This is a genomic window from Nitratidesulfovibrio sp. (assembly GCF_040373385.1).
In the GTDB taxonomy this organism is placed as follows: Bacteria; Desulfobacterota; Desulfovibrionia; order Desulfovibrionales; family Desulfovibrionaceae; genus Cupidesulfovibrio.
In genome coordinates this window covers 1-14,094 of record NZ_JBDXXH010000003.1, presented here as the reverse complement: position 1 = coordinate 14,094, position 14,094 = coordinate 1, and the positions used below count along the sequence as shown (strand labels likewise).

At 64.8% G+C, this 14,094-nt stretch carries 10 protein-coding genes; 2 read left to right on the top strand and 8 right to left on the bottom strand.

Annotation, left to right across the window (positions count from 1 at the left end; translation table 11 throughout):
- Positions 1-125: 125 nt before the first annotated feature.
- Together ABWO17_RS06025 and ABWO17_RS06020 are read right to left on the bottom strand one after the other, a co-directional pair.
- Positions 126-1,760 carry a glutamate synthase-related protein gene (locus tag ABWO17_RS06025; RefSeq protein WP_353116668.1) on the bottom strand — a complete coding sequence of 545 codons (1,635 nt, stop codon included), beginning with the start codon at positions 1,758-1,760 and terminating at the stop codon, positions 126-128.
- Positions 1,724-2,851: a class II glutamine amidotransferase domain-containing protein gene (locus ABWO17_RS06020; protein WP_353116667.1), complete on the bottom strand. Its 1,128-nt coding sequence runs from the start codon at positions 2,849-2,851 to the stop codon at positions 1,724-1,726. Before ABWO17_RS06020 ends, ABWO17_RS06025 begins: the two co-directional genes overlap by 37 nt.
- 697 nt (positions 2,852-3,548) lie before the next feature.
- Between ABWO17_RS06020 and ABWO17_RS06015 the strand changes: the two genes are divergently transcribed.
- Together ABWO17_RS06015 and ABWO17_RS06010 are read left to right on the top strand one after the other, a co-directional pair.
- On the top strand, positions 3,549-4,025 hold the full coding sequence (locus ABWO17_RS06015; protein WP_353116666.1) for a cytochrome c3 family protein: 477 nt from the start codon (positions 3,549-3,551) through the stop codon (positions 4,023-4,025).
- Positions 4,018-5,598 carry an ammonia-forming cytochrome c nitrite reductase subunit c552 gene (locus ABWO17_RS06010; RefSeq protein ID WP_353116665.1) on the top strand — a complete coding sequence of 527 codons (1,581 nt, stop codon included), beginning with the start codon at positions 4,018-4,020 and terminating at the stop codon, positions 5,596-5,598. Before ABWO17_RS06015 ends, ABWO17_RS06010 begins: the two co-directional genes overlap by 8 nt.
- Positions 5,599-6,462: 864 nt before the next feature.
- Here the strand turns inward: ABWO17_RS06010 and ABWO17_RS06005 are convergent.
- From ABWO17_RS06005 to abc-f, 6 genes are all read right to left on the bottom strand, one after another.
- Entirely contained in the window at positions 6,463-7,587 is a 1,125-nt protein-coding gene (locus ABWO17_RS06005) for a glycosyltransferase family 4 protein (protein ID WP_353116664.1), read from the bottom strand.
- A gap of 151 nt (positions 7,588-7,738) precedes the next feature.
- On the bottom strand, positions 7,739-8,680 hold the full coding sequence (locus ABWO17_RS06000) for an aminotransferase class IV (protein WP_353116663.1): 942 nt from the start codon (positions 8,678-8,680) through the stop codon (positions 7,739-7,741).
- A 172-nt stretch (positions 8,681-8,852) separates the two neighbouring features.
- Complete coding sequence (locus ABWO17_RS05995; RefSeq protein WP_353116662.1) at positions 8,853-9,902, bottom strand: aspartate-semialdehyde dehydrogenase; 1,050 nt, start codon at positions 9,900-9,902, stop codon at positions 8,853-8,855.
- Between the two features lie 610 nt (positions 9,903-10,512).
- A complete protein-coding gene (locus ABWO17_RS05990) occupies positions 10,513-10,953 on the bottom strand; it encodes a DMT family transporter (protein ID WP_353116661.1) in 441 nt (146 codons plus the stop codon).
- A gap of 212 nt (positions 10,954-11,165) precedes the next feature.
- Positions 11,166-11,639 (bottom strand): (deoxy)nucleoside triphosphate pyrophosphohydrolase, encoded by a 474-nt coding sequence (locus ABWO17_RS05985; protein WP_353116660.1) that lies wholly within the window; start codon positions 11,637-11,639, stop codon positions 11,166-11,168.
- 262 nt (positions 11,640-11,901) lie between these two features.
- Positions 11,902-13,884: a ribosomal protection-like ABC-F family protein gene (gene abc-f / locus ABWO17_RS05980; RefSeq protein ID WP_353116659.1), complete on the bottom strand. Its 1,983-nt coding sequence runs from the start codon at positions 13,882-13,884 to the stop codon at positions 11,902-11,904.
- Positions 13,885-14,094: the final 210 nt, after the last annotated feature.

The window sequence follows — 14,094 nt, the reverse complement described above, 5'->3', positions numbered from 1 at the left end:
GGAGGAATTTTGTTCTCCGGCGAGGAAGGCGGGCCTTTTCCGAGGGGAGCGTACTCTTTGGTACGTGACCCGAAGGGAAAGACCGCCTGACGAAGCCGGAGGGCAAAAGACCCCGAATGTCCGCGCTAGACGACGTACTGGATGCCCAGACGCTCCGCCGCATCCTTGTTCGCAATGCCCAGCGCGTCGGACATGCCCACGGGCAGCGAGGTGGACCGGCCCAGCGGCGCGAAGATCTTGCGCAGTTCGGTGTCGAAGGCCAGGTAGAAATCCACCACCCGTTCGGCCACCTTTTCCGGGTCCAGCCTGCGGTACACGCGGGGATCCTGCGAGGTGATGCCCTTGGGGCAGCGGCCCAGGTTGCAGATGTTGCAGCGGTCGATTTCCGACCCCACGCACCCGGCCCCGGCCTGCATCACGTACTTGCCCACCTGCACCATGCTGGCGCCCAGCATGATCAGGGCGGCGGCGTTGTGCGCGAGGTTGCCGTTCTTGCCGATGCCCCCGCCCGCGATAAGCGGGATCTCGTTCTGGCAGCCCTGCTGCACGAGGTCGTGGTAGCAGTCGCGGATGCTCGAGGCGATGGGGTGGCCCATGTGGTTCATGGACACGTTGTAGGCCGCCCCGGTGCCGCCGTCCTCGCCGTCGATGGCAAGGCCCGCCGCGTAGGGGTTGCGCACCAGGTTGTTCAGCACGGCGCGCGAGGTGGTGGTGGCGGATATCTTGGGGTAGACGGGCACCCGGAATCCCCAGGCCATGCTCATGGACTGGATCATCTTGGCCACGGATTCCTCGATGGAATACTGGGTCTGGTGGGTGGGGGGGCTGGGCAGGGACACGCCCGGCGGCACCCCGCGAATGGTGGCGATGAGCTTGTTGACCTTGTGCCACATCAGCAGACCGCCGTCGCCGGGCTTGGCGCCCTGGCCGTACTTGATCTCGATGGCGCAGGGGTCTTCCTTCATCTGGGGGATGGCATGCAGGATTTCATCCCACCCGAAGTAGCCGGAGGCAATCTGCAGGATGACGTACTTGAGGAAGCGCGAGCGCAACAGGCGCGGCGGACAGCCGCCTTCACCGGTGCACATGCGCACGGGCATGCCCATTTCCTCGTTCAGGTAGGCAACGCCCATCTGCAAGCCTTCCCACATGTTGGGAGAAAGCGCGCCGAAGGACATGGAGCCGATGACCAGCGGGTAGATTTCGCGCACCGCAGGCACCCAGCCGTTTTCCTGGAAGGCCTTCAGCCCCTGTTCGGGCGGCAGCACGCGGCCCAGCAGGGTGCGCAGCTCGAACTCGTGCCGCCCGGCGTCCAGCGCGGGGTCGGTGAGCATGGAAATGCGGATGAACTTGATCTGGTCCAGCAGGCTGTCCGGCGCATTGCGGCGCCCGCCACGGGTACGGGCATGCCCCCCGCGGTTGTTGTGGAAGCGCAGCGTGGTGCCTTCATCCAGGCGCATGGGCCGGATGGCGTTGTTGGGACAGACCATGGTGCACATGGCGCAACCGATGCAGGCGTAGGCCGCGTCAGTGCGCTGGCGGATGCCGTGGAACACCGAATAGGTGTTCTTCGGCTTCTGCATGAGGCCGGTGGTGGTTTCGACCACGCGCTTCCTGTGCACGGCAAGCTCGATGGCGTTCACCGGGCACACGGAGGTACACCGCCCGCACAGGGTGCAGGTGTCCTTGTTCCATTCGACCTGCCAGGGCAGGTCCTTCACGCTCAGCGTTGACGGGGTAATGCCTGCAGTTGGCTGCATATGGTCACCTCTTGGCATTCGGGACGGACGTAGGCCGTGTCCAGATGCATGGGCTGGAAGTCGAGGGTCTTGTCGCGGTCGGGGATGGCGGCATCAAGGCCGCACAACTCGGACGAAAAGGCGTACATGCCGGGCTTGCCGCCCACCACGCCGGGCCGCAGCTTCTTGCGGTCCTGCGCCATGAACATGGTGCCGTCCGGCAGGCAGCCGATGACGCAGTTGGGGCCGTCGATGATCATCTTGCGGCACAGCACCTTCAGGCGGGCCAGCATGTCACGGTCGGGGTGCCCGGCCATTTCGGCGTCGGACAGCGGGGTGATGACGTGCTTGTACGCCTCTACCGGCAGGCCCAGCTTGTAATGCGTGAAGTGCATGATGTGCGTGAACACCTCGGAGTCGGACTGGTAGCCCATGTAGCCGGGCACGTTGCGCGACGAAAGGTATTCGCGGATCGGGATGAACGCCGTGTTTTCCCCGTTGGTCATGGTGCACACGCCCTCGATGAAGAACGGGTGACATGCATACAGGTTGATGGCGTAGTTGGTGTTCTGGCGGCCCTGGCACAGGATGCGGCGGGCGTGCAGGTCGGGCCGGTCAAGGCCCAGGTACTCGCCCACGGTGAGCGGGTCGCCCACTTCCTTGATCATCACCACGCCCGGCCAGAACGAAAAGGCCATCATGTCGCGCTCGGCCTCGCCCTGCTGGCGGATGGCCACGCGGGTCTGCACCAGCTGCGCGGTGCGCTCGGCCTCGGGCATGTCGGCCCAGGCTTTGGGCGGCTCGTAGGCGCGGGCAAGGTATACGCCGCGCTTGGGCGTGCCTGCGGGCGGCGTGGATTTGATGATCGACACCGAATGGAACGGACGAAACCCAAGGTCGTCCATGATTCCGTCAAGCCGCTTCAGGCCCTTTTCGGTGAAGATGCCGGAGAGGATGGGATATTCGGGGTGCTCCGCAAAGGGACCCGACAGACCGGATAGATAGAGCCCGACCCCGGAGCCGTCATGCCCTTCCTTCATCACATTCAGGGCATTGATGGCCACCATGGGGGAGACGGGCTCTGTCGAAGTCAAGGCGAACAATCGACACATGGACGCGTTCTCCGGATGGCGTGGACTCCGCCCCGGAATGACACGAATGCGCAATCCGCTGCGGGTTCACGTGCGATAGCGGAAAATCCCAAAAACGGCAAGATCGCGAGTTTGATGACGCGCATATTGGTTTTTTTATTACAATTTTAGCACTCTTAAAATTACATTTTCGCAATCATATATTCTTTAACCTTGTGAATAAAAACGTATTATCACCGTTCTGAACAGTTTCATCTCACCGTGTGGCACCCCACCACCCAAGCCCTCCGCCCCCCTTGCAACCGTCGCGACGCGGATTGAGCATTCATCCAATTCTTTCCCTGTTGTTCTCACGGGATGCGGGCACAACGTCCGGCAAACACCCGGCGCGCAGGGCCATCCCGTATATCCGCACGCTCGCCGATACCCAAATCGAAAGGGCGCCCCGGCTGTACGCCATCCCAATATATTTTCATTTATCCTTTAAAAACAGCGTTCTAGTACGATAATCAGAAAATTGTAAAAGTTCAGACTTCGCAACTCCGAAAAAATAATCATTGTATCTCGGGATGTTGATTACGCATACAATGACGGGGGGATTCCCTGCCGTACCCGCCACCAACCACCGGATGGTCAACATCGAACATGCCGCAACCGGTCACGCCGGTGGCCGGGCCACGGCGGGCAGACGCACGACACACCAACAGGAGGAGGAACCATGCACGCTCTGCGGAGCAACCCCACAGGACGACCATGGCGCATCATGCTCATGGCCGCGCTGGCTGGCGTTGCCGTTACCGTGGGCGCGGCCCTGGCCATGACCGCCACGGACCAGGCCCTGTTCTGCGGCAGTTGCCATTCCATGGCCGAGGCGGCGCTGACCCACAAGCGCTCGCCGCACGCGAAGCTTGCCTGCAACGAATGCCATGCGCCGCACAACCTGGCCGCCAAGCTGCCCTTCAAGGCCAAGGAAGGCGCGCGTGACATCTACTCGACGACCCTTGGCACCATCCCCGACCTGATCCACCCCGGCGGAGAAACCAGGGACGTGGTGCAGGTCAACTGTCGGCGTTGCCACGTGGCCACCACCATGACCGTGTCCATGGAAACCAAGAAGTACTGCACCGACTGCCACCGTCACGTGCCCCATACCCCCAAGCTGCCCATAGCCAGAAGGAGTGCCGCCGATGTCTAGCCGTCGCCTTCTCGTCGCGCTGGTGGCCATGGCGCTCGCCGTGCTGGCGGGCTGTTCCGAGCCCTCGGAACCCATGACACCCACCTACAAGACCAAACTTTCCGCAGAAGAACTGAAGAATTCCGCCTTCAAGCCGGAATTTCCGCTGCACTACGAAACCTACCTGCGCAACAACGAATCGCAGATCATGACCGAGTACGGCGGGTCGGTGCCATACAACAAGCACGACAACGTCAACCCCCTGCCCGAAGGATACAAGCACGCCCAGCCGTACCTGAAGAACCTGTGGCTGGGGTACCCCTTCAGCTACGAATACCGCGCCGCGCGCGGCCACACCTACGCGGTGAAGGACATCCTGCACATCGACCGGCTGAACAACTACAGCGAAAAGGCGGGCCTGCCCTCCACCTGCTGGAACTGCAAGACGCCGAAGATGACGGAATGGGTGAAGGAGAACGGCGATGCCTTCTGGGCCAAGGACTTTCACGAGTTCCGCCAGAAGCTGGACGTGGACGACCACACCATCGGCTGCGCCAACTGCCACGAGCCGCAGACCATGGAACTGCGCCTGTACAGCGTGCCCCTGCAAGACTACCTGAAGACCCAGAACAAGGAATTCAAGAACCTGCCCCGCAACGAAAAGCGTGCCCTGGTCTGCGGGCAGTGCCACGTGGAATACTACTTCCAGGACAAGGAATTCGGCGCGGCCAAGAAGCCGGTGTTCCCGTGGGCCAACGGCTTCGACCCCGAAGAGATGTTCGAGTACTACAAGACCCACGGCAACACGACGACCAAGGGCTTCGAGGGCAACTTCGTGGACTGGGTGCACCCCGTGTCCAAGACCCCCATGCTGAAGGCCCAGCACCCTGAATACGAAACGTGGATCAACGGCGTGCACGGCTCCGCCGGGGTAACCTGCGCCGACTGCCACATGTCGTACACCCGGCTTGACGGCAAGAAGAAGATGTCCACCCACCACTGGACGTCGCCGCTGAAGGACCCGGACCTGCGCGCCTGCCGCCAGTGCCACACCGACAAGACCCCCGACTACCTGCGCCAGCGGGTGCTGTTCACCCAGAACAAGGTGTGGGAACAGCTGATGGTGGCCCAGGACATCTCGGTGAAGGCGCACGAGGCCATCCGCATGGCCGCCGAATACACCGGCCCAAAGCCCGCCGACTACGACGACCTGATGATCGAGGCACGCCAGATGTGCCGCAAGGGCCAGTTCTTCTGGGATCTGATCTCTGCGGAAAACAGCGTGGGCTTCCACAACCCCACCAAGGCCCTGAACACCCTGGCCCAGTCGCAGCAGTACAGCCAGAAAGCCGTCGACGTGGCCATCCGCGCGGCGGCCTTCACCACCGCCAGAGACCTGGACGGCGACATCAAGAAGCTTGTGCCGCCCATCCTGAAGCACAGTCGCGAACTGCAAATGGACCCGGCCCACATGGCCACCCACAAGTGGTTCAAGTACATCCCCCTCACCCCCAAGGCGCCGCGCGTATGGGACGGCCAGACGCGCCTGGTGCCGCCGCCCGCGCCCGCGCCCGCCGCAGCACCGGCCAGCTGACCACCCGCGCGGCGTGACGGACACCATGCCGCGCCGTCGCCCATGACAATGACGCAAGGGCCGGACGAACCGTCGTCCGGCCCTTGCCCGTCGTGTTGGCCAACGCATGCGAAAAGGGGCCGGACGTTGCACGTCCGGCCCCTTTCTTTCGGGCTCTGCCCCTCCGTATTCGTTCCGCCGCTGGCGCACGGCTGCCGCAGGGGCGTCACCGGTCGCGGGCGATGAGGATGACCAGCACCGCCAGCGCCACGATCATGAACACCCAAGTCATGAAGAATCCCCCTAGCGGCTCACTTACGGCATATCTATACCGCACGGCGCCACCTGTCACTGCGGGAAAACCCTACCTTTGGCAACATCACGCAAGGTATGCCGGAAAAACTGTCCTCCATGCATTGCAGCGCATGCTCGTTTCCGACATTGCGTGACACCAATCGCACCATGCGATGCGGATGCACCCCATGTAGCACTGATGCATGCCGTCCATTACAGAACCCGCTTTATTTACGGACGCGTCCCCTACCAGTTTCGTAAGTATTCACTCGCATGCCCGCCGCACCATGCAATGGCCATGGCGCGGCAAGCGCGCATGGCACATGGCACCATGGTGTCTCGCGCGCTCGCAGGAAACCGGTCGAATGCCACCGGAAGGGGCACCGAAAGGCATGGAGCAAAACGGACGCGGGCAACGCCGCCCATCCCGAAACGCGAGGAGCCATGGGCAACACGCACGCGCCTGGAGAACAGGTGCGACAGCGAGACAAGGGGGGACGAGGGGGGGGGCAAGGGGGCGAGGGAGGCAGGGGGGAGAAACGAGAAGAAAATGCCGGCGACCGCGCCGACCGCGCCGACGGGCGAAGCGCCCTACCGCAGGCGGCGATACAGGGCCATGTAGGCTTCGGCCATGCGCACGTCGGTGTAGTGGGCGGCGCTGGCCGTGCCACCCGCCACAAGGCGGGCACGCAGGGGGACGTCGGTGGCGATACGGCGCATGGCGCAGGCCAGGGCCTCGGCGTCGCCGGGGGGCACCACCAGGCCGTTCTCGCCGTCGCGCACCAGTTCCAGATTGGAGGCCAGGCCGGAACAGATCACCGGCACCCCGGTGACCCAGCCTTCCTTGATCACTCCGCTGCTGCCCTCACCGTGCACCGATGGCACCATCAGCGCGTCGCAGTCAGGCAGCATGCGGCGGCTGTCCTGCCGCCCCAGAAAGGCCATGCGCGAGGAGACGCCCAGTTCGTCGGCGCGGTCCAGCAGGGTGCCGAACAACGGGCCTTCGCCCACCACACGCACCTCCCACGGGGGCAGGGGGGCATCGTACTTGCTGCCGCCGACGTCACCCTCCGCGCCCCCGGCCTCGCACGCCTGCAAGGCCGTCAACGCCTCGATGAGCACCGTATGCCCCTTCTGCGGGGTAAGTGCGCCCACCATGCCGAACACGAAGCGCCCGTCGCCGCGCTCGCGCCGGGGAACGTAGCGGGTGGGATCGATGCCGGAATGAATCACCGTGATGTGCGTCGGGTCCAGCCCGGCAGCCGCCAGCACGCCGCCCGTCTCGGCGCTGACCGCCGCCACCGCGTCCGCCGCCAGATACTTGCGGCGGCTCAGGCCCCGGCCCAGCGGATAGGACACCCGCCGGGTGTGCACCAGCACCACCTGTGCCCCCCACGTGCCCTTGCACAACGCGCCCAGGCTGGCCGCGCGGGCATCGTGGGTGTGCAGCACCACACGGGCGTGACCGCGCGCCTCGCGCCGCAGGGCCAGCAGCGCGCGCGGACTCCACGACCGGCGGCCCGGCAACGGCAGCACGGCAATGCCCGCCGCCGCCGCCTCACGCGCCAGGGGCGCGCCCGCCGGACAGGCCACCACCACCGAAAACCCGTCACTGTGGTGCAGCGCGCGGGCCAGGTAGAACACCTGCAACTGGCCCCCGCGCATCTCGCGCCCCAGGTCCAGCAGAATGATGTGCATGGTGGTGTCGGTGGTCATTTATCCTATCCAATACGCTATCATCGTTAAATAACCATTTCGATACGCATCCCGCACCGAAACAACAGGACTCGCAAGCTCGTCTAACGGCCACGCTTCGCGCCCTTTGGGTCGGTCAGCCGGAGGACGAAAGGACAGAGCGCGAATGGGCCTAGAAAGGTACGCCCTGCTCCATCAAATCCGCCTGCAACAACGCCCGCAACCGGCGCGAAACCGGTCCGGGACGGCCATCGGCCACGGGTCGGCCTTCGTAGGCCACCACGGCCACGCAGTCGGAGCTGGTGCCCAGCACCAGAATTTCGCGGGCGGCGTACAGCTCTTCTTCGCGCACCTTGCGGAAGCTGACGGGCACCTCGCCCTGGGCCAGTTCCACGGCGCGCAGCACGGTGGTACCCGCAAGGGCATTGGTGAACTCCGGCACCACCAGGGTTCCGGTTTCGTCCACCAGGGCCACGTTGGCGATGGCGGTTTCTGCCAGGCAGCCGTCGTCGTCGAACGAGAAGGGCACGTCCATGGAGCGCTCGTGCGCCTCGCGGGTCATGAGCACGTTGGGCAGATAGTTGGCGTTCTTGATGCGCGCGAGGTACCCCTGCTTGGCGGGGATGGAACTGCGGAAGGCCGTCAGCCCCTTGTCGAACCACGCCTCGGGCTTGGGGGTGAAATGGTAGGCGGCCACGTACAGGCTGGGTTCCGGGCATTCGGCAGGGTCGATGCCGAAGCCGCCGGGGCCGCGCCCCACCAGCACGCGGATGGAGCCATCCGCCTCGCCGCCCGCCTGGGCCACCTCGATGATGATCTCGCGCAGGCGCTCCCAGGTACACGGCGGTGCAAGGTACAGCCCGGCGGCGGAACGACGCATGCGCTCAAGGTGCGCGTCCAACTGGTAGATGTGGCGGTGCAGGTACTTCATGCTCTCGAAGATGCCGTCGCCGCGATGGGCCAGATGGTCGTCGAGGGGCATGAGCATCAGGCGCGGGTTGCGGCATATGGCGCCCACGCGGTGCTCGTAGAAAGCGATGATGCCCGCTTCGCCGGGGCGTTCGCGGGACAGCAGGCGGGCAACGTAGTCGTCGGTATCAAGCACGGGGATCACGGCGTGATCACTCCTTATTGCGGTGGGACGCGGTAGGTCGCGGTGAATGGCGATGCGGACGCGCGCCTGCGGGCAAGCACCCTCTGCGCCGGGCGGACGCGCGGCCATCCGTCCGGCCTGCAATGCCGGGCTCGGATGGCCGCGTGATGGATTCGTGATGTCGAACGTTGGCCTAACGAAGGAAGAGTTGCGGGTCGCGAACCTGCAACAGGTTCCGCTCCACCAGCGCCTCGGCAATCTGCACGGCGTTCAGGGCCGCGCCCTTGCGGATGTTGTCGGAAACGATCCACATGTTCAGGCCGTTGGCGATGGTCTCGTCCTCGCGGATGCGGCCCACGAAGGTGTCGTCCTCGCCCGCCGCGTCGATGGCCATGGGGTACATCTTCTGGGCGGGGTTGTCGTACACCCGCACGCCGGGGGCCTGCGCGAGGATGGCGCGGGCCTCCTTGGCCGAAAGCTTGCGCTCGGTCTCGATGTTCACCGACTCGGAATGGCCGTAGAAGACGGGCACGCGCACGCAGGTGGCGGTAACCTTCACGGAGGGGTCCTCCATGATCTTCACGGTTTCCAGCACCATCTTCATTTCTTCTTTGGTGTAGTCGTTGTCCATGAACACGTCGATCTGCGGCAGGCAGTTGAAGGCGATGCGGTGCGGGTACACGGCAACGTCCGGCTCCTGCATGTTGAACATCTGCCGCACCTGCTTTTCCAACTCGTCGATGGCCTTCTGCCCGGTGCCGGAAACGGCCTGGTAGGTGGAAACCACCACGCGGGTGATCCTGGCCGCGTCGTGCAGCGGCTTCAGCGCCACCACCATCTGGATGGTCGAGCAGTTGGGGTTGGCGATGATGCCGTTGTGCGCGGCAAGGGCGTGGGCGTTCACTTCGGGCACCACCAGCGGGCAGCGCTCGTCCATACGCCACGCGCTGGAGTTGTCCACCACCACGCACCCGGCCTGCACGGCATGGGGGGCAAACTTCTCGGAGGTGGAACCACCCGCCGAGAACAGGGCGATGTCCACGCCCCGGAAGGATTCTTCGGTCAGTTCGCGCACGGTCAGTTCGCCGCCCATGAAGGGCACCTTGTTGCCCGCGGAACGGGCCGAGGCGAAGGGAATGACCTCCGCCGCGGGAAATTCGCGCTGTTCCAGCGTGTTCAGCATTTCGCGGCCCACCGCCCCGGTGGCCCCGCACACGGCGACGACAAGTCTTTCCTTGGACATGATGCACTCCTTGCGCTTGGCGTCGGGCAGCGGCCCGACGTCCCTCACCGGCCCTCACCGGCCCTCGACTTCCCTGGATTCCCTACCCTGGCGCGGCCCGCGCCGGGGCGCCGTACATGGCGACCGCCCGCCATGTCGGCAACGGATGCAGCAACCCGCCGCATGGGCCTTCCCCCTCGGAAAAGGCCCGGCAACCCCTGCCATCACCCTGCCGGAATGCTTGCACCTGCCGCGCGCCGCTCTTGCCGGGAAATGTCCCTGACGAGACTTGCCACGCAGCCGGAATTGGTCACCATATGCCGAGGCGCGGCGGAACGCAATTGACCGCGCGGGGCCGGGCGCGGCGCCAACCAAGGCTCGGGGGCTGGTTCCAAATTAGGATTTTCGTTCGTTGGCAAGGAAAACAAGCCTGCCATGAGGGAGTATGCGGCAACCGTTATGCGAGTCTTCGAGCATTACGGATGGCGACCGCATCGCGCTCTTATCGTATTTGACCGAGCCTTAGCCGTTAGGCGAGCGCACAGCGCGAGTCTTACGGATAAGGACAGCAAAGCTATGGCAGATGAAGTTTGACGAAGCCAACGGGCGAAAGGACAATTTGGAACAGCCCCTAGAAACGGCGAACCAAGAACACCCCCACAGCCACCAGCACCAACCCGGCAAAGCGCAACAGCCCCAGCGGGCGCTCCGGGTAGCCCAGCAGGCCGAAGTGGTCCAGGGTCACCGATGCCGCCATCTGCCCGGCCAGCACCAGCGCGATCATGGCCGTGGCCCCCAGGCGCGGGGCCAGAAAGGTGACCACGGTGACGAAGAACGCGCCCAAAAGACCGCCCGTCCACTGCCACGCCGACGACGTGGACACCGAAGGAAACGGAATGCGCGCCGCCAGCACGTACAGCGCCAGCGCCGCCGTGCCCACGGTGAACGAAATCAGCGAGGCCAGGGCCGGATGCCGCGCCCAGCTTGCCTGCAATGCCGCGTTGATGCCCGCCTGCGTGGGCAGGGTTGCCCCGGCCAGCAGGGCCAGCACGATCCACACCATCTGTCCCATACGCCCTCCCGGCGTGTGCCCGTCTGAAGCAATCCGGATGACGCCGCACGCCGCCACCCCCCGATGTGTCCTGCCACGCCCGAACATTTCCGGGCCGGGCCATGTTCTACCAGAAAACCCCGTGAAAGGGACTTCGGGGGAACGGTGCGCCCGCTCCCCCGAAAAACATCGATTCTTACGCCCTGCCTCCGGGACTGCCCCGCCCCGCCGCCCTACCCCGGCCCGTCCCGCAGGTCGGCCACCAGCGGCAGGTCCGCCTCCAGAAACGGCAGGCGCATGGCCTCGTCCCAGGTCAGCCACGCAAAGCGGTGGCCCTCCAGTGCGGTGACCGTGCCGGTGAACCCCGTCACGTGAAAGAAGTGCAGTTCCACCGACAGGTGCGGGTAGTCGTGCCGCACGGTGCGCCAGAAGGCGGCCTGCACCGGGGTCACGCCCAGTTCCTCGCGCAGTTCGCGGGTCAGGGCATCCGCCGGGGTCTCGCCCGGCTCGATCTTGCCGCCGGGAAATTCCCAGAAGCCCGCCTGCGGCTTGCCTTCCGGACGCTCCACGGCCAGAAACCGCCCGCTGTCCCACAGGATGCCCGCCACCACGGCGATGCGCTGGGCGGGGGACGGCGCGGTCGCGTCCTGATCGCCGCCCGCCGCAAGAGGATTTTCGTTCGTTGGCGAGGAAAACGAGCTTGTCATGAGGGAGTATGCCTTAGCCGTTGGCGAGTCTTCGAGCCTTACGGATGAGGACCGCAACGCGCTCTTATTGTATTCGACCGAGCCTTAGCCGTTAGGCGAGCGCGCAGCGCGAGTCTTACGGATAAGGACAGCAGAGCTATGACGAGCGAAGTTTGACCGCTCTGCGCACGATGTCCGTAGGGCTCGCAAACTCGCCCAACGGACACGCTTCGCGCCCTCCGGGTCGGAAGCCAACGGGCGAAAGGACCTTGCGGCGCTCATCTTACGTGCCCTCGACGGTAAGCGCCGCCCGCCGCGTTTCCAGGTCGGCAATCACCGCCTCAAGCTCGCTCATCTTTTCGAACAGTTCCTCGCCCTGCCGCTGCAATTCGCCGAAGCGCTTCAGCAGTTCCGTGGTCCGCGCGGCATCGGCGTACACCGCCGGGTCGGCCAGGGTCTGTTCCACCTCGGCCTGTTCGGCCAGCGACATTTCGAGCTGCTTTTCCAGCTTGGCGTAGGCGTCCTGCCGGGGCTTCAGTTCCTTGTACAGGGCGTTGCGCTGTTCGGCCTGTTCACGCTTGATGCGCTTCATGTCGTCGCGCGAAAGCGACGGCGCATCGCGCCGGGCCTCGCCCGCGCCGGACGCCAGACTGCCGGTATCACCCTGCTGGCGGCGCGCCGCATCGTATTCGTCGAATCCGCCCTCGTACACCGCGATGCCGCCCGGCGACAACGCCCATATCTCGTCGGCCACGGCGGACAGCAGGTGCCGGTCGTGGGCCACCATCAGGATGGTGCCCTCGTAGCTCTGCAACGCCTCCACCAGCGCCTCGCGGCTTTCCAGGTCCAGATGGTTGGTGGGTTCGTCCAGTACCAGGAAGTTGCAGCGGGCCAGGAACAGCGTGGCCAGGATCAGGCGGCTTTTTTCACCGCCGGAAAGCTCGCCCACCACCCGGTCGAAATAGCTTTGCCCAAGCAGGAACAGCCCGAGCACGCTCATCAGTTCTTCTTCCGTGGTGCGCGGGTCGGACAGGCGGCGGATTTCGCTCAGCACCGTGCCCGAGGGGTTCAGCGTCTCCAACTGGTGCTGGCTGAAAAAGCCCATGCGCACCAGCGTGCCCATGACCACCGTGCCGCCGCTCTTTTCCAGCTTGCCGCCGATGACCTTCAGCAGCGTGGACTTGCCGCACCCGTTGGGCCCGGCCAGCGCGATCTTCTGGCCCCGGTAGATGTTGAAGGTCAGGCTGGGCCACAGCCCCGTGCCGTCCGGAAAGGCGTATTCCAGGTCCACCACGCTGAGGATGGTCTTTTCCGCCCGCGCCGGTTCCGGCCACGAAAAGTCCAGCTCGCGCCGCTTCTGCTCCGGCCTGTAGTTTTCCAGTTCCTTTTCCAGCTTCTTGGCCATCTTCTGGCGCGAGCCCGCCTGCCGCGCCTTGGTGGCCTTGGCCCGGAACCGCCGCACGAAATCCATCTTGCGGGCTATCTCTTCCTGCAACCGCTGGGCCTCGCGCTCGCGCTGGCCCTCCACCTCATCCTGCAGGGCCACGAACTGGCTGAACGTGCCGCGCCGGTACAGGGGCTTGCTGGCCCCCAAGTACAAAACGTGCGTGCCCACCTTGTCCATGAACACCCTGTCGTGCGCCACGAATACCAACGCGCCCTTGTAGTCCATCAGAAAGGCTTCCAGCCATTCCACGGCTTCCAGGTCCAGGTGGTTGGTGGGTTCGTCCAGCAGCAGCACGTCCGCGCCCGCCGTCAGCACGCGGGCCAGCTTGGCGCGCTCGCGCCAGCCGCCCGACAGCTTGCGGATGGGCAGACTCCACTTGCGTTCCGCAAACCCAAGGCCCGACAGCACCGCCCGCGCCCGGTGTTCCGGGTTGTACCCGTACACCTGCTCAAGCTCGGCCTGCTTCGCGCCCAGCCGTCGGATGGCTGCCTCGTCCCCGGCATGGGTCGCCGCCTCCCACTCCGCCCAGAAGTCATGCCACGCAGGCAGCACGTCCAGCACCCAGTCCAGCAGGGGGCGGTCCAGCACGTCGTCGCCCAGTTCCTGCTGCACGTAGCCGAGCCGGCAACCCTTGGGCAGCAGCACCTTGCCGCTGTCCGCCGATTCCACGCCCGCAATGATGCGCAGCAACGTGGACTTGCCGCAGCCGTTGGGGCCGCACACGCACAGCCGCACGCCCGACTGCACCTCGAGCGAGAAATCGGACAGGATATCCTGCCCGTTGTAGGACTTGCCGAGACTCTGGATGGTGAAGTTCATGACGCTACCTATCAAGGCATGAAGGAAGAGAATGTGGGGGAGGCGGGGAAACTTTCGGGAAAGTTTCCCCGCCTCCCCCACACCCCCTCCACCCCTTCAAAGCTTTTCAATTATGAGGATAGTGGAGATGCAAGGGCGTATAGCAACAAACCCCGCAACCTCGCAAATATTCGACAATTAAAAAGTTTGCGGGAGGGATGGGGGTTCGGG